Source organism: Streptomyces sp. NPDC037288, from assembly GCF_055603265.1.
The window spans coordinates 339,334-354,638 of record NZ_JBVJVY010000001.1 but is presented as its reverse complement, the minus strand read 5'-3'; the positions used below and the strand labels follow the sequence as shown (position 1 = coordinate 354,638).

General features: G+C 72.3%; 12 protein-coding genes and 1 tRNA gene. 10 read left to right on the top strand and 3 right to left on the bottom strand.

Going from position 1 to position 15,305, the window contains the following annotated elements; all coding sequences use genetic code 11:
• Nucleotides 1–10 precede the first annotated feature (10 nt).
• Together ACZ7GZ_RS01700 and ACZ7GZ_RS01695 are read left to right on the top strand one after the other, a co-directional pair.
• Nucleotides 11–184, top strand: a complete 174-nt coding sequence (locus ACZ7GZ_RS01700; RefSeq protein WP_107121669.1) for a hypothetical protein — start codon at nucleotides 11–13, stop codon at nucleotides 182–184.
• 3 nt (nucleotides 185–187) lie between these two features.
• Nucleotides 188–421, top strand: coding sequence for a hypothetical protein (locus ACZ7GZ_RS01695; protein WP_006136074.1), 234 nt, complete (start codon nucleotides 188–190; stop codon nucleotides 419–421).
• Here ACZ7GZ_RS01695 and ACZ7GZ_RS01690 read toward each other — a convergent pair.
• The gene (locus tag ACZ7GZ_RS01690; protein ID WP_471019868.1) at nucleotides 390–1,622 is read right to left on the bottom strand and encodes a glycosyltransferase 87 family protein; all 1,233 of its coding nucleotides are present in this window, start codon (nucleotides 1,620–1,622) and stop codon (nucleotides 390–392) included. The two genes, ACZ7GZ_RS01695 and ACZ7GZ_RS01690, sit on opposite strands and share 32 nt — an antisense overlap.
• A 114-nt stretch (nucleotides 1,623–1,736) precedes the next feature.
• Between ACZ7GZ_RS01690 and ACZ7GZ_RS01685 the strand changes: the two genes are divergently transcribed.
• Nucleotides 1,737–1,809: transfer RNA gene (locus ACZ7GZ_RS01685), tRNA-Ala, on the top strand.
• A 113-nt stretch (nucleotides 1,810–1,922) separates the two neighbouring features.
• On the opposite strand, the gene ACZ7GZ_RS01680 is transcribed toward ACZ7GZ_RS01685, so the two are convergent.
• Nucleotides 1,923–3,533: an NADH-ubiquinone oxidoreductase-F iron-sulfur binding region domain-containing protein gene (locus tag ACZ7GZ_RS01680; protein WP_471019865.1), complete on the bottom strand. Its 1,611-nt coding sequence runs from the start codon at nucleotides 3,531–3,533 to the stop codon at nucleotides 1,923–1,925.
• Complete coding sequence (locus ACZ7GZ_RS01675) at nucleotides 3,533–4,807, bottom strand: cytochrome b/b6 domain-containing protein (protein WP_471019863.1); 1,275 nt, start codon at nucleotides 4,805–4,807, stop codon at nucleotides 3,533–3,535. Before ACZ7GZ_RS01675 ends, ACZ7GZ_RS01680 begins: the two co-directional genes overlap by 1 nt.
• 457 nt (nucleotides 4,808–5,264) lie before the next feature.
• Between ACZ7GZ_RS01675 and leuS the strand changes: the two genes are divergently transcribed.
• The 7 genes from leuS (at nucleotide 5,265) to ACZ7GZ_RS01640 (ending at nucleotide 15,252) form a co-directional block, all read left to right on the top strand.
• Nucleotides 5,265–8,135 (top strand): leucine--tRNA ligase, encoded by a 2,871-nt coding sequence (leuS, locus tag ACZ7GZ_RS01670; protein ID WP_471019861.1) that lies wholly within the window; start codon nucleotides 5,265–5,267, stop codon nucleotides 8,133–8,135.
• A 173-nt stretch (nucleotides 8,136–8,308) separates the two neighbouring features.
• Nucleotides 8,309–9,070: a hypothetical protein gene (locus ACZ7GZ_RS01665; protein WP_471019860.1), complete on the top strand. Its 762-nt coding sequence runs from the start codon at nucleotides 8,309–8,311 to the stop codon at nucleotides 9,068–9,070.
• 70 nt (nucleotides 9,071–9,140) lie between these two features.
• Nucleotides 9,141–9,986 (top strand): DegV family protein, encoded by an 846-nt coding sequence (locus ACZ7GZ_RS01660; RefSeq protein WP_471019857.1) that lies wholly within the window; start codon nucleotides 9,141–9,143, stop codon nucleotides 9,984–9,986.
• Nucleotides 9,987–10,555: 569 nt separating this feature from the next.
• The gene (locus ACZ7GZ_RS01655; RefSeq protein WP_471019854.1) at nucleotides 10,556–11,287 is read left to right on the top strand and encodes a ComEA family DNA-binding protein; all 732 of its coding nucleotides are present in this window, start codon (nucleotides 10,556–10,558) and stop codon (nucleotides 11,285–11,287) included.
• Entirely contained in the window at nucleotides 11,284–14,025 is a 2,742-nt protein-coding gene (locus ACZ7GZ_RS01650; protein WP_471019852.1) for a ComEC/Rec2 family competence protein, read from the top strand. Before ACZ7GZ_RS01655 ends, ACZ7GZ_RS01650 begins: the two co-directional genes overlap by 4 nt.
• Nucleotides 14,026–14,052: 27 nt before the next feature.
• A complete protein-coding gene (locus tag ACZ7GZ_RS01645; protein ID WP_471019850.1) occupies nucleotides 14,053–14,889 on the top strand; it encodes an arylamine N-acetyltransferase family protein in 837 nt (278 codons plus the stop codon).
• 117 nt (nucleotides 14,890–15,006) lie between these two features.
• Nucleotides 15,007–15,252: a hypothetical protein gene (locus tag ACZ7GZ_RS01640; protein WP_471019847.1), complete on the top strand. Its 246-nt coding sequence runs from the start codon at nucleotides 15,007–15,009 to the stop codon at nucleotides 15,250–15,252.
• The last annotated feature ends 53 nt before the right edge of the window (nucleotides 15,253–15,305 follow it).

The window sequence follows — 15,305 nt, the reverse complement described above, 5'->3', positions numbered from 1 at the left end:
GGGAGTAGCGATGCCTGCGAGCATCCTTGGGGAGGTCGGCCACCTCCTCGGTGCGGCGTTGATACGGGACACGACCACCCGGCTGAGCTGCCCTTCCTGCGGTTCCGCGCATGTCGCCCAGGTTCTCGGCGACAACGGCGGAATCTCCTACGTGTGCACGGCCTGCGGCCACAGCTGGAGCTGATCGATGGGTGCACACAGGCGAAAGTGCGACTGGTGTGGCAGCGGTACGCCGATCGTCCGTGACATGGAGCCGATCAATCCCGACTACCAGTACTGGTGCGAGGAATGCGCGCGGGCGCTGATCATAAAAGGCGACCCGATCGAGACGTACCGGGAACTGGAGGGCGAGCCGATCTACGGCCGCCTCCTCGAGGAGCACTGCACACTCAAGCGGTTCTACTCCTTCGTGACGGCTTGACGCCGGACACCATGCCGCCGCGCTCCGGCAACGATGTCCGGGTCAGCACGAGGAAGCACGCGCCGGCGCCTCCGTAGAGGGCCGAAAGTGTCAATTCCAGGGCGCCCAGGTGCAGTTCGGGGCGCCCGGTCCCGTGCGGCACCCACCAGGGGGCGTACGAGCAGAAGACCAGCAGCGTGCCCAGGGCCGCAGTCCTGGAGCCGTACGACCACAGCAGCAGCACGAGTGGCACGCACCACACCCAGTGGTGCGTCCACGACACCGGGCCGGCCAGGAGCGCCGTGACGGCGCAGGCGCACACCGCCCAGTCCCGCCCCCCGCGCAACTCCGCTGCCACGGCGGCCGCGAGGCCCAGGACGGCCACGACAGCCGCGGAGGCGGCCCAGAGCGCTCCCGGCTCGGGTGTGTGCAGAAGGCGGGCCAGAACGCCGCGCAGGGCCTGGTTGGCGGTGTCCTCGGCATGCCCGACCCGTCCCGGGCGGAACACCAGGTCCGTCCAGAACCGCCACGAGGCGTACGGCAGGACGGCCGCCGCCAGCAGCGTCGCCGCGGCGAACGCGACGCCCGCCCCGCGCGCGTGCCGCAACCACGGCCCCGCGTCCCTGCCCCGCAGGTGTGCCACGACGCCCGTCGCCAGCAGCCACACCGGGAACAGCGCGGGCGTCAGCTTGACCGCCGCGGCCAGCCCCAGCCCCACTCCCGGCCAGGGGACGTGCCGGTCGGCGGGGCGGCGGGACAGGTCCCACAGCACCAGGACGGCCAGCAGCAGGTTGACCTGGCCGTAGCGCAGGGTCGTCCACACGGGCTCGCACCACACGGCCGGTGCCGCGACCCACCAGACGGCATCCACGCGCGCGTGGCCGACGAGTCTGAGCGACAGTCGTACGAAGACCACCAGGAGCGCGAGGTTCCCGGCCGTCGCCAGGACGCGCAGGGGCGCGGTGTCCAGCAGGGTCAGCGGGGTGAAGAGCAGGGCCGCGAACGGCGGGTAGGTGGCGGGCAGATGCGCGGCCGTCGCCCGCAGCGCGTACAGGTCGCCGCCGGCGCGCACGGTGGCGCCCTCGGCCCGGTACACCAGCAGATCGATCATCGACACGTGTGCGGCCCGCTGTGCGGCCCAGAACGCCGCGAAGGACACCAGGCACACTCCCAGCGCGACCGGCACCCGACGGGGGGATGCTGACGACACGATCACTGGCACAAAACCGACATTAGCGGTTGCATCGGTGGGGAGGTGAAACCGATTTGGTGCTGCGCGCCCGGGCCTGTAATGTTTACGTCGTCGCCGGGGGAACCGGGCGAAACAGCAGAACAAGGGGCTATAGCTCAGTTGGTAGAGCGCCTGCATGGCATGCAGGAGGTCAGGAGTTCAATTCTCCTTAGCTCCACAGAAAACGAAGGCGGATCATCCGAAGGATGATCCGCCTTCGGCGTGTTGCGCAAGGACGAGCCCGAACAAGGGGTGGGTCACCCGGTTCGGGTGACCCACCCCTTCGTGTGCTCAGCGGCCGAGAGCGCGCCGGCCGCGGCCCTGGGAGACGACCGGCAGGTTCCGGGAGGGCGCCTGCCCGCGCGTGTCCTCCTCGATGCGCAGGGCGAGTGCCGGACAGCGACGCACCGCGCGCAGGGCCTTCGCCTCCGCGTAGCGCGGCACCTGTGCCTGGGCGACGGTCGGGAATCCGTCGGCGCCGAGTTCGAACACCTCGGGGAGGATGTCGGCGCACAGTCCATGGCCCCGGCACAGTGTCCAGTCGACGTAGATCTTCTGGCGGCTGGAGCCGGTCTCCTCGGGCTCTGCGCCGCCCGGGATGCCCGTGGGGGCCTTGCCCCCCTCGAAGAGCGGCAGAACGCCCTCCACGGGCCGTCCGCAGCCGTTTCCGAGGACATGCGCCGCCAGGTCGTCGGTGAACGCCTTGACCGTCGACTCCAGGAACATCGCCGAGCCGTCCGGATGCGAACACGCGCCACGGCGCTTGACGTTCTTCGCGACCTGCTTCAGCGCTTCCAGGGCGGCCGGTCCGCCGCCGTTGAGGATGTCCTCCATGCCGCGCGCTGCCGCCGGGAGTCCGAGGTAGCAGGGGCCGCACTGGCCGGCGCTCTCCTCGGCCAGCCACTGCGCCACCCGCAGCGACTCGCCCAGCGGGCAGGTCTCCTGGCTGATCGGCAGGATCGCGCCCGCGCCCAGCGAACCGCCCACGGCGTCCAGCGAGTTACGGGAGACGATCGCCTCGTTGACGGTCGCCGCGTCGATCCACTTGCCGTGGTAGCCGCCGGTCAGCACGCCCTGCGGCACCGGCGGGGCGCCCGCCAGCTGCAGCACGTAGCGCAGCGGCACGCCCGTGGGGACCTCGATCACCATCGGGCGGGCGACGGCACCGGAGACCGTGAGCATGACGGTGCCCGGCTCGTCGTACAGGCCGGTGTTGCCGTAGCGCTCGGGGCCGATACGGGCGGCGATGGCCAGCTGCGCGAACGTCTCGGCGTTCGACAGCAGTGTGGGCGCGCCGCCGACACCGCTCTGCGAGGCGCTGATCTTGCGGCCGGGCGGGATCGCCGGGCCGCCGTCGATCGAGCGGATCAGCGAGGCGGCGGCCCCGGTGACCATCCTCACAGGATTGCGCTGCACCCACGCGCGGAGCGCCGATCTGCGGCTGTTGCTCAGCCCGCGTTCGGCGAGCGCGGCTTCCATGGAGCGCTGTGTGGACTCACGCGTGACGCCGATCACGAGCGTCCGTGCGCCGAGCGCCTCGGCGCACAGCAGCGCGCCGTCCAGGATCAGATGCGGGGCGCGGTTGATCAGCACCGTGTCCTTGCGGCAGGCCGGTTCGTCCTCGCTGCCGTTGACCACGACGACCGGCCGCACGCCGCGCTTGATCGCCGACTCGGCCACCGAGCGCAGCTTCTTGTGGAAGGGGAAGCCCGCGCCGCCGCGGCCCTTGAGGTTGATGCGTTCGGCGAGCTGCGCGAGCTGCTCGCCGCCGAGCGGGTCGAGCGGTCCGTGCACCTTCAGGTGCATGGGCAGGTCGAGTCGTTCCACAAGGTCGAAGCCCGACGTGAGCTGGGGAAGGCCGACCACGCGGACTTCGGGGACGTCGGGCAGGGCCTCGTTCACTAAAAGCCTCCGGACGGCATGTTCCAAGGTTCGCCCGAACCCGGTGTGTCGAACGACGCGCCGGGCAGCGTTTCGGTAGCGGGACCGCTGTTGTACGTGTCACTCGGGTTGTACGCGCCGTAGAAGCCGTTTGTCTCACGGGTGTCGTACATGTCACTCCCGCCGTAACCGGCGGCGTCCGCATTGCCGTAGACCGGGATGGTCTGCCCGGTGTCCTGGAACGGGTCGTACGCGGACGGCGGGGCCTCGCCGACCGGCGGCGGGGACGGGATCGGCCAGCTGCCCGAGGTGCTGGAGGGGCCGTCCACCCGCGGGACGGCCTCCGTGGCCTGCAGGTCCGGCGGCAGGTCCATGCGGGTGCTCTGACCGGCCGCGTACGACGGCTGGGAGCGGCCCGGCGCGGAGACGGCGCGGTAGGCGGCGGCGAAGCCCGACGCGGGTTCCGCGGCGGGGGTGACGGGGGACTGGTACAGCGGCGCGGAGGGGGCGGCTGCCGCCCTGGGCGCGCTCCGGCCCTCGAAGCCCGCCGACGCCGGCTCGGTCACCCGGGAGCGGCTGGCGTCCAGCTCCTCCAGACCCGGCCGCTCCGAGCTGCCGAACAGCGCCACGAGCCGGTCGGCGACCCTGCGCTTGACCGGGCGCGGGGCGGCGCGCAGCGCGACGGCGCCCATCACGGCCAGCAGCGACAGGCTGTAGAGGATCACGAAGACCGGCTTGGCCGAGCGACCCGCGTAGAGACCGTGGATCAGCGCCGCGCACCAGGCCGGGTAGGCCAGCATGTGCATGGCGCGCCAGCGGGCGGCGACGGGGGCCGGGGTGGCGAAATTGCTGCGCAGGGCGCCGGTGACACCCACGAAGATCATCAGCAGGCCCGCCAGCGAGCCCAGCCCGATCAGGCCGCCGATCCCGGTGACGCCGAGCGAGAACGGAATGATCGCGGCGATCATCTGCGTGTGGCCGAGCGCGACCTTCGTGGTGATGTGCAGCAGCAGGAACGCGATCGAGGCGACCGCCGTCGTCCGGTGCACCGCCTGGCCGACGATGCGCTGCCGCGTGTTCAGGAAGATCCGGTCCTGGGCGAACAGGCCCCAGATCACCGAGCAGCTGAGCGAGACGAGGGAGAGCACGCCGGCGCCGAAGTTCAGGAAGTCGCGGAACTGGTTGCCTCCGACCAGCACGACCACGGGTATGAGCAGCAGGACGACAGCCGACGCCACCCCATAGGCCGAGCGGCCCGGTTTGGGAAGGGAGCTGGTACTACGACGAGGGTTCATGGGGGCAACTCCGAGCAGTTTCGGGAAAGCGGTCCCGCTGCCGAACTCTAAGTGGCGCCATACCGATCAGTACGGGGTTTGAGTTATTGCGTTGTTATCAACGGACGATGTGACTGGGGCGATGTCCCTTAGTGGACGGTACGCGAAGTAATCCTTGACCTTGGTTCAGTTCCGGGCGGGGTTCCTGGCATGTCCACAAGGGATACGGAGGCGCGTCGCGGCTTGCTCAAGCCGTCCCCGCTTGCCCGAGGTCGTCGCGGCTCGCTCGGGGCCTGCGGTACCCTAGCGCCATGCGTGCCGTACGCCTTCTGCTTAGCGGGCCGCGCTGATCAGTACCGACCCCCGGTCGAACCGTGAGGTCGGCATCGGCGCGGCGTCCCCTCCTGTGCGAGGGGTTTTTTCGTTTCTTTGAATGTCACAGCCGCAGGCAGAGACGATCGATGGAGCTTTGAGGATCATGAGCGAGACGAACCCCGCTGCCGCCGAGGTGGCGGCGCCGCACCGCTACACGGCTGCCGTGGCAGCCGAGATCGAGGCACGCTGGCAGGACTTCTGGGACGCCGACGGCACCTACGCGGCGCCGAACCCCAAGGGCGACCTGGCCGGCGACGCCGAGCTGGCCGCCAAGCCCAAGAAGTTCATCATGGACATGTTCCCGTACCCCTCCGGTGCGGGCCTGCACGTCGGTCACCCGCTGGGCTACATCGCCACCGACGTCTTCGCCCGGTTCCAGCGCATGACCGGCCACAACGTCCTGCACACCCTGGGTTTCGACGCCTTCGGCCTGCCCGCCGAGCAGTACGCCGTGCAGACCGGCACGCACCCGCGCGTGTCCACCGAGGCCAACATCGAGAACATGAAGGCCCAGCTGCGCCGGCTGGGCCTGGGCCACGACAAGCGCCGGTCCTTCGCCACGATCGACCCGGACTACTACAAGTGGACCCAGTGGATCTTCCTGCAGATCTTCAACTCCTGGTACGACGAGGAGGCGCGGAAGGCCCGCCCGATCTCCGAGCTGATCAGCCAGTTCGAGTCCGGTGAGCGCGCGATTGCGGGCTCCACGCGCGCGTGGAGCGAGCTGAGCGCCACCGAGCGTGCCGACGTCCTGGGCGAGTACCGCCTGGCCTACGCCTCCGACGCGCCCGTCAACTGGTGCCCCGGCCTGGGCACCGTGCTGGCCAACGAGGAGGTCACCGCCGACGGCCGCTCCGAGCGCGGCAACTACCCGGTCTTCAAGGCCAAGCTGCGCCAGTGGAACATGCGCATCACCGCCTACGCCGACCGGCTGCTGGAGGACCTGGAGGAGCTGGACTGGCCCGAGGCCATCAAGCTGCAGCAGCGCAACTGGATCGGCCGCAGCGAGGGCGCCCGGGTCGACTTCCCGATCGACGGCGAGCGCATCACGGTCTTCACCACCCGCCCGGACACCCTGTTCGGCGCGACCTACATGGTGCTGGCCCCCGAGCACCCGCTGGTCGAGAAGTTCACCCCCGAGGCATGGCCCGAGGGCACGCACGCGGTGTGGACCGGCGGCCACGCCACCCCGGCCGAGGCCGTCGCCGCGTACCGCGCGCAGGCCGCGTCCAAGTCCGACGTCGAGCGGCAGGCCGAGGCCAAGGACAAGACCGGCGTCTTCATCGGCGCGTACGCGACCAACCCGGTCAACGGCGAGCAGGTCCCCGTCTTCATCGCCGACTACGTCCTGATGGGCTACGGCACCGGCGCGATCATGGCCGTACCGGCGGGCGACCAGCGCGACTTCGAGTTCGCGCGCGCCTTCGAGCTGCCGGTCCACTGCATCGTCGAGCCGACCGACGGCCGCGGCACGGACACCTCGACGTGGGAGAACGCCTTCGCGTCGTACGACGCGAAGATCATCAACTCGTCCAACGACGAGGTCTCGCTGGACGGCCTGGGCGTTGCTGAGGCCAAGGCCCGCATCACCGCATGGCTGCAGGACAAGGGCATCGGCGAGGGCACCGTCAACTTCCGCCTGCGTGACTGGCTGTTCAGCCGGCAGCGCTACTGGGGCGAGCCCTTCCCGATCGTCTACGACGAGGACGGCATCGCCCACGCGCTGCCCGAGTCGATGCTGCCGCTGGAGCTGCCCGAGGTCGAGGACTACAGCCCGCGCACCTTCGACCCGGACGACGCGAACACCCAGCCCGAGACCCCGCTGTCGCGCAACGAGGAGTGGGTCAACGTCACCCTGGACCTGGGCGACGGGCCGAAGAAGTACCGCCGCGAGACCAACACCATGCCCAACTGGGCGGGTTCCTGCTGGTACGAGTTCCGCTACCTGGACCCGCACAACGGCGAGCAGCTGGTCGACCCCGAGATCGAGCAGTACTGGATGGGCCCGCGCGAGGGCCGGCCGCACGGAGGTGTCGACCTGTACGTCGGCGGCGCCGAGCACGCCGTGCTGCACCTGCTGTACGCGCGCTTCTGGTCCAAGGTCCTGTACGACCTGGGCCATGTCTCGTCGGCCGAGCCGTTCCACAAGCTGTTCAACCAGGGCATGATCCAGGCCTACGTCTACCGCGACAGCCGCGGCATCGCGGTGCCGGCCGCCGAGGTGGAGGAGCGCGACGGCGCGTACTACCACCAGGGCGAGAAGGTCAGCCGCCTACTGGGCAAGATGGGCAAGTCCCTGAAGAACGCGGTGACCCCGGACGAGATCGCCGCCGAGTACGGCGCCGACACCCTGCGCCTCTACGAGATGGCCATGGGCCCGCTGGACGTCTCCCGCCCGTGGGACACGCGCGCGGTCGTCGGCCAGTTCCGGCTGCTGCAGCGGCTGTGGCGCAACATCGTCGACGAGACGACCGGCGAGATCACCGTCACCGACGCCGAGCCGGACGAGGAGACCCTGCGCGCCCTGCACAAGGCGATCGACGGCGTCCGGCAGGACCTGGAAGCCCTGCGCTTCAACACCGCCATCGCCAAGGTCACCGAGCTGAACAACCACCTGACCAAGGCCGGCACCGCGGTGCCGCGGTCCGTGGCCGAGCCGCTGGTCCTGCTGGTCGCCCCGCTGGCCCCGCACATCGCCGAGGAACTGTGGCGCAAGCTGGGCCACACCGACTCGGTCGTCCACCGGGACTTCCCGGTCGCCGACCCGAACTACGTCGTGGACGAGACCGTGACCTGCGTCGTGCAGATCAAGGGCAAGGTCAAGGCCCGTCTGGAGGTGCCGCCGGCCATCTCCGAGGAGGAGCTGGAGAACGTGGCCCTGTCCGACGAGAAGGTCGTCGCGGCGCTGGGCGGGGCGGGCATCCGCAAGGTGATCGTCCGGGCACCCAAGCTGGTGAACATCGTTCCGGCGTGACGCACGTCGATGCAGCGCAACCAGGGGGCTGCTGACCGGACGCCGGCTACGACCGGCATCGGGGTAGTCCCCTACGGGCAGGATCGGGGTTTTTCCGGAACCCCGGGCCTGCCCGCTGCGTTTACCGTGGAAAGCGCAGCGGCGAGTGCCGCGCCGGCCGGAGGAGGAGCGTCATGGAAGCAGTGATCGCCGTGTTCGCCCTGCTCTTTCTGCTCCTCATCGGGCTGGGCGTGTACGCCACGGTCAAGGCGGTCGGCGCCGCCAAGCGCGGGGTGGACCGGAGGATCGAGCAGGCCCGCCGCACGGTCGAGGACCACACGCTGCGCGCCAAGTCCCTCGTCCAGGCCGGTCCGGCCGCCGAGATCGCGCAGCTGCGGCTCGCCCTGCGCACCTCGATGCGCGCCACGCAGGACGCGCTGCGCGCGGGCGCGGCGGAGGACGAGTCGCTGAAGGAGTCCCTCGGCCTCTTCGAGCGACTCAGCGCGCACGGGCACGAGCTGGACGCCGACCTCAGGCGCCTGGAGTCGGAGCCGGACCGGGCCGAGCTCACCGCACGGCTGCCCGAGCTGCGCACCCGCACGGAGCGCATCACCAAGTCCGCCGACTCACTGCGCTGGGCCGCCCGCGACCGGGCGCGCCGCTTCGTCGACGACGATCTGGGCGCGCTCAGCGACCAGATCGACATCGAGGCCGACGCCCTGCGCCACTGGACCCCGGCCGGGCCCGCACCGGCGCCCGGTCAACGGCCCGACGCGTCCGCTTCGTCCACCGCATCGTCCACCGCTTCGTCCACTGCGGAAGGCCCGGCAGCGTGGCGCGCCCGCTCGCATACGTCCCGCCCCGTCGAAGAGCCGCCGCCGCAGGCGATCACCCCGCCGTCGCCCCGCCCCGCTTACCCCTGGCAGAAGAGGCCCCGTCCCGAGAGCACCACGTGAGCGGCTGTCCCGGCCCGCACCACAGGGGCCGGGCTGCCGCGCGAGCACCACGGCAGGTAACCTCCAGCTCATGTCCCGCCATGTCGCGATCGTCACCGATTCAACGGCCTACCTGCCGCCGCGGACGATGGAGCGTCACGGCATCACGGCGGTGCCCCTGACCGTCGTCCTCGGTGACCGGGCACTCGAAGAGGGCACCGAGATCTCGACGCGCTCGCTCGCCCAGGCGCTGCAGAAGCGCCGTCCTGTCACGACCTCCCGGCCGAGCCCCGAGGTGTTCGCGGAAACCTACCGCAGGGTCGCCGCGTCCGGCGCCAGTGGAATCGTCTCGCTGCACCTGTCCGCCGAGTTGTCGGGCACCTACGACGCGGCGGTCCTCGCGGCGCGCGAAGCACCGGTGCCGGTACGGGTGGTGGACACGGGGATGGTCGCGATGGCCCTCGGCTTCTGCGCGCTCGCCGCGGCCGAGACCGCGGAGGCCGGCGGCACCGTGGACGAGGCCGTCACGGCCGCCGAGAAGCGGGCTGCGGGCACGTCCGCCTACTTCTACGTCGACACCCTCGACTATCTGCGCCGCGGCGGCCGCATCGGAGCCGCGCAGGCCCTGCTCGGATCCGCGCTCGCCGTCAAACCCCTGCTCCAGCTGGGCGGCGGCCGCATCGAACTGCTCGAGAAGGTGCGTACGGCGTCCAAGGCCATCGCACGGCTCGAGGAGATCGCAGCCGAGCGGGCGGGCAGCGCCGAGGTCGACATCGCCGTCCACCATCTCGCCGCCCCCGACCGTGCCACCGCGCTTGCCGACCGGCTGCGGGAACGGGTGCCGGGCCTGGCCGACCTGCATGTCAGCGAGGTCGGGGCGGTGATCGGGGCACACACCGGTCCCGGGCTGCTGGGAGCGGTGGTCTCGCCCCGCTGATCCCTCAGCACCCCGCCGGTCCTTCCTTCGCAGGCTGCTGCCCCTTCACTCGTGCGGGTGGTGGAGTTATCCACAACCGGGCGGTCCTCCACGGGAATTGACCAAGATCATCGCGAATCGGCGGGATGTTCCATCCTCGTCGCATGGCACTTCGATCACGTACCCGCACAGCCACGGCGACCAGCGGCCCCGGCCGTGGTCCCACCTCCGACGGCCGTGTCCGCCACCGCCACGGCACCGACCACCGCCGCGCCCGCCGCCGGCCGCCGGCACCGGCCGAGGAACTGCGCCGCCGAGCGGAACTTCTCTTCGGCGAACGGGCCGCGGGCTGGCGGGAGTCGGGCAACGGACCTCCGGACGGGGAGGCCCCCGAGTGTCCGGTGACCGACACGGTGACGACGACGGGCCCGGCGCCCGGTCCGGGTCCGGCGCCCGGTCCGGGTCCGGCGAGGACAGCGACGACTGCCGGACCTCTCCCGGTCACACCATCGAACGCCCCGCCGGCTGACGAAACGGGGCCAGGACCGAGCACGCGACGGGAACCCGAACCTGCCGACACCGCAGACCCGTTGGCGCCCCCGAAGCCCGTCGGCCCCGGATGGCGCGAGCGGGCCGGGCTGGCGTTGCGGGAGCGGATGCCGGTGCGGTTGCAGGCGCAGGTCGCAGTGGAGCGGCGCGGAGTCGTGGCGCTCTCCGTGGTCCTCGTGGCCGCCGCGGTGTTCGCCGCACAGCACTTCTGGGCCGGGCGCACGGAGTCGGTGAGCGCCCCTCAGGTGGTGCGCGCGGAGACTCCCTACGCCAAGAAGGAAGATGGCGCGAAACCCGGTGCGCGAGCGATTGCGTCGCCGACGCCCGGCGGACAGATCGTCGTGGACGTCAGCGGCAAGGTCCGGGAACCGGGGATCCGGCGTCTGCCGGCCGGTTCCCGGGTGGCCGACGCGCTGCGGGCGGCCGGCGGTGTCCGTCCGGGCGTGAGCACCGACGGGCTCAACCGGGCCCGTTTCCTGGTCGACGGCGAACAGGTCGTCGTCGGCGCGCCCGCCGGGGCGGCACCGGCACCCGGACCGGCCGCCGGGCCGGCTCCCGGATCGGCCGCTGCGGGCCCGGCGGCGCCCGTCTCCCTCAACACGGCCACGGCGGACCAGCTCGACACCCTGCCCGGGGTCGGCCCGGTGCTCGCCCAGCACATCATCGACTACCGCACCCAGCACGGCGGTTTCCGCTCGGTGGACGAACTGCGCGAGGTCAACGGCATCGGCGACCGCCGCTTCGGCGATCTGCGGCATCGGGTACGGCCATGAGCCAGGTCATCGACGGCGGGCCACCGGCACGGGGGAGGCCCGGCGTACTCACCGATGCCGGGCGAGGGGACGAGCGGCCGGGGGTCCCGGACTCCGCAGATGCCGTGGGCCGTGCCCCCGAGGAGGACGGCACCCCGCGCGGCGAACGGGCCGGGCCCATGGACCTTCGCCTGGTGCCGCCCGCGCTCGCCGCCTGGGCCACGGCGGCCCTGACGCTGGACACACCGGCGGCCTGGACGGCCGGCCTCGCGTTCGTCTGCCTGGTGGGCGGGATCGTTCTGTTGTCGGCGCGCAGGCCCGCCCGGACCGGGCGGGCCGGATGGAAGACGCGGGGCGGACGGACGCTCCAGCGGTTCGCGTGGGCCCGTGCCTCGATCGCCGCCGTGCTGCTCTGCGTCGCCGCGTCGGCCGCCTCTGCCGGACTGCACGGAGCGGATGTACGGCGTGGACCGGTGCCCGAGCTGGCCCGGCGGTATGCGACGGTGACCGCCGAGGTCGAGGTGAGCGGCGATCCCTGGCTGAGCCGGCCACGGGTGCGCGGTGATCACGCGGCGCCGGTGGCGGTACTGGCCCGGGCGGAGGTACGGCGCGTCGAGCGGGCCGACGGTACGAGCGTGCGGACGCGGGCCCCGGTGCTGCTGGTCGTCGACGCGGACGTGCCGGCACCGCAAGGTGCCGCTCGCAACGGCGGTTCGGCGCAGGAGAGTGCGCCGGGCGCCGTTGTCCGGGGCACACGGGGCACGCGGGGCGCACGTGCGGCCTGGCTCGGGGTGTTGCCGTCCACGCGGTTGCGGGTGGGCGGGCGGCTGGCGCCCGCGCTGACCGGCGGGGACCGGTCCGCGGCCGTGCTGCGGGTGCGTGGCCGGCCCGGGCCGCGGATCGTGGCGGGCCCCAGCGGGCCGCAACGGCTCGCGGGGCGGCTCAGGGCCGGGCTGCGGGAGGCGACCGACGATCTGCCGGGCGACGCGCGGGCGCTGCTTCCCGGGCTGGTCGTCGGGGACACCTCACGGATCACGCCCGAGCTGGACGACGCGTTCAAGGAGACGGATCTGGCGCACACGCTCGCCGTGTCCGGCAGCAACCTCACCATCCTGCTCGCGCTGCTGATCGGGCCACCCGGACTGGCCCAGCAGGTCGAACGCCGCGGCCTGGCACCCCGCCTGGGGCTCTCGCTGCGGGTGACCGCGCTGCTCGCCGGAGCGCTCACGCTGGGGTTCGTGGTCGTGAGCCGGCCCGACCCCAGTGTGCTGAGAGCCGCCGCCTGTGGCGCGGTGGCACTGCTCGCCCTGGCCACCGGGCGCCGCAGATCCCTGGTCCCCGCACTGGCCACCGCCGTTCTGCTGCTGGTGCTGTACGACCCGTGGCTGGCCCGCGGTTACGGTTTCCTGCTCTCCGTGCTGGCCACCGGCGCGCTGCTGGTGCTGGCACCGGGCTGGAGCGCGGCGTTGCGGCGGCGCCGGGTGCCGGCGAGGCTCGCGGAGGCGCTGGCGGCGGCCGCCGCGGCACAGGCGGTCTGCGCCCCGGTCACGGCCGTGCTGTCGGCGCGGGTGAGTCTGGTGGCGGTGCCGTGCAACCTGCTGGCCGAGGTGGCGGTGGCACCGGCCACGGTGCTGGGGTTCGCGGCGCTCGTGACGGCGCCGCTGGCGATGGCACCGGCCAGGGCACTGGCATGGTGCGCGAGCTGGCCGGCCGGGTGGATCGCCGAAGTGGCCCGGACGGGGGCGGCGCTGCCCGGTGCGGGAGTGGGCTGGCCGGGAAGCTGGCCGGGGGCGCTGGCGCTCGGGGCGGTCACCGTGGCCGTCGTCCTGGCCGGCCGGCGGTTGCTGCGGCACCCGTGGTGCACCGGGTTGCTCGCGGTGCTGCTTGTGCTGGTGGTGGTGCGGCCGGCGCCGCTGACCCGGGTGATCACGGGCTGGCCACCACCGGGCTGGCGGTTCGCGATGTGCGACGTCGGGCAGGGCGACGCGACCGTACTGGCGGCGGGCGAGGGAGCAGGGGTGGTCGTGGACGCCGGGCCCGATCCGGCGCTGGTGGACCACTGTCTGCGGCAGCTGGGCATCACGCGCGTCCCGCTGCTCGTCCTGACCCACTTCCATGCCGACCATGTGGCGGGGCTGCCCGGTGTCCTGCGGGGCCGTTCGGTGGCCGCCATCGCGACCACCGGCTTCGAGGAGCCCGCCGACCAGGCCGAGTTGGTCACAAGGGAGGCGGCGGCGCGGCACATCCCGCTCACGCGGGCCGTCGCGGGTGAGGAACGGCGTACCGGTCCGCTCTCCTGGCAGGTCCTGTGGCCCCCGCCGAGCACGCGGGTGCCGTCCGACCCGCAGTACCCGGCGTGGCCGGGCCCGGTGCCGGAGCCGGACGGGCCGAACGACGCCAGCGTCGCGATGCTGGTCCGTTCTGGCGGACTGCGGCTGCTGTTGCTGGGCGACCTCGAACCGCCGGCCCAGCAGGCTCTGGCACGGTCACCGGTGGCGGCCGAGCTGGCCGGTGTGGACGTACTGAAGGTGGCCCACCACGGCTCGGCCTATCAGGACCCGGAACTGATACGGCTGGCGGCTCCCCGGGTGGCGCTCATCAGCTGCGGTGCGGACAACCCGTACGGACATCCGGCTCCGGCGACCGTGGCCGCGCTGCGGGCGGGCGGCGCGCTGGTGCTGCGCACCGACCGGGACGGGGCGCTGGCGGTCGGCGGTACGGGAGGGGCGGGCGGGGAGGTGCGGGTGGCGAGAGACTGAGACCGGGGTTTCCCCCAGACTGGGTCCATGAACTCGAGCCAGGTCGACGACTGTCTCCGCCGGATCGGGGCCGAGCGCCCGCAGCGGCCCACCGGGCGGGCCCTGCGTGAGCTGCATCTGCGGTATCTGCGGACCGTCCCCTTCGAGAACCTGTCCGTCCACCTCGACGAGGAGATCCTGCTGGAGGAGGAGTGGCTGCTGGACAAGGTGACAGGGCGCGGGCGGGGTGGCTTCTGCTACGAACTGAACGGCCTGTTCGGCGCGTTGCTCGCCGCCCTCGGCTACGAGGTCGACCTGCTCGCGGCCCGCGTGTACGACGACGAGGGGCGGCTCGGCATCCCGTACGACCATCTCGCCCTGCGGGTGCGGACGGTGGAGGGGGACATCTGGATCGCGGACGTCGGGTTCGGGGCGCACAGCCACTACCCACTGAGGTACGCGGAACGGGCGGAGCAGGTCGACCCCGGAGGGGTGTTCCGGGTCGCGGAGGCCGGGCCGGACGCGGCCGGGGCGCGCGGCGGCGGCCCGGCCGGGGACGGGGACCTGGACGTCATACGGGACGGCAGGCCGCAGTACCGGCTGGAGACCCGGCCCCGGGTGCTCGGGGACTTCGTGACCGGGGCCTGGTGGCACAGGACCTCGCCGTTGTCGCACTTCACCCAGTCGCTGGTCTGCTCACGGGTCACCGAGGACGGAGGGAGGATCACGCTCAGCGGGCGGGTGCTGAAGACGACGGCGGGTGACGGGAAGCGCGAGACACGGGAGTTGGAGACGGACGAGGAGGTGCTGACCGTGTACCGGGAGCGGTTCGGGATCGAGCTGGACTGTGTGCCTGCTGTGCGGAACCGGAAGCCGAACCCCTGATGCGGCGCCGGGTCGGCGGTCCGCGGCACCACGCATTCCGGTCGGCCTCGATGCGCGGGTGATGACCGAGGGCTGACCTGGGGATTCGCTTCTCGTGCGGTGCCGGAGAATGGGCCCGTGAGCGATGTGAGACACGTGCTGGTGCTGCCCGACCGGGATGCTGCCGAGGAGGCGGCCGGGGCGCTGGGGGAGCGGTTCGGGCTGGATGAGGAGCCGCGGCTCGTCCGGGACGCGCTGGCCGGCGAGGACGATGCCGAGGATGCGCAGTGGCTGGTGGTGCTGCGGGACGAGGAGGGGCGGCTGGATCCGGCGGAGCTGGACGCGTTCGCGGGGGAGTGGGACGGGTGGCGGGAGGAGCCCTGACCCGACCCCGCTCGCCGGCCCTTGAGGCACTGCTGCGAGGGTCCGTTGTCAGT

Excerpts from the sequence above, each read along its gene's own strand:
- ACZ7GZ_RS01660 (WP_471019857.1), top strand. The coding sequence starts at position 9,141 with ATGTCCCGCCATGTCGCGATCGTCACCGATTCAACGGCCTACCTGCCG.
- ACZ7GZ_RS01700 (WP_107121669.1), top strand. The coding sequence starts at position 11 with ATGCCTGCGAGCATCCTTGGGGAGGTCGGCCACCTCCTCGGTGCGGCG.
- leuS (WP_471019861.1), top strand. The coding sequence starts at position 5,265 with ATGAGCGAGACGAACCCCGCTGCCGCCGAGGTGGCGGCGCCGCACCGC.
- ACZ7GZ_RS01675 (WP_471019863.1), bottom strand. The coding sequence starts at position 4,807 with ATGAACCCTCGTCGTAGTACCAGCTCCCTTCCCAAACCGGGCCGCTCG.
- ACZ7GZ_RS01695 (WP_006136074.1), top strand. The coding sequence starts at position 188 with ATGGGTGCACACAGGCGAAAGTGCGACTGGTGTGGCAGCGGTACGCCG.
- ACZ7GZ_RS01645 (WP_471019850.1), top strand. The coding sequence starts at position 14,053 with ATGAACTCGAGCCAGGTCGACGACTGTCTCCGCCGGATCGGGGCCGAG.
- ACZ7GZ_RS01650 (WP_471019852.1), top strand. The coding sequence starts at position 11,284 with ATGAGCCAGGTCATCGACGGCGGGCCACCGGCACGGGGGAGGCCCGGC.
- ACZ7GZ_RS01665 (WP_471019860.1), top strand. The coding sequence starts at position 8,309 with ATGGAAGCAGTGATCGCCGTGTTCGCCCTGCTCTTTCTGCTCCTCATC.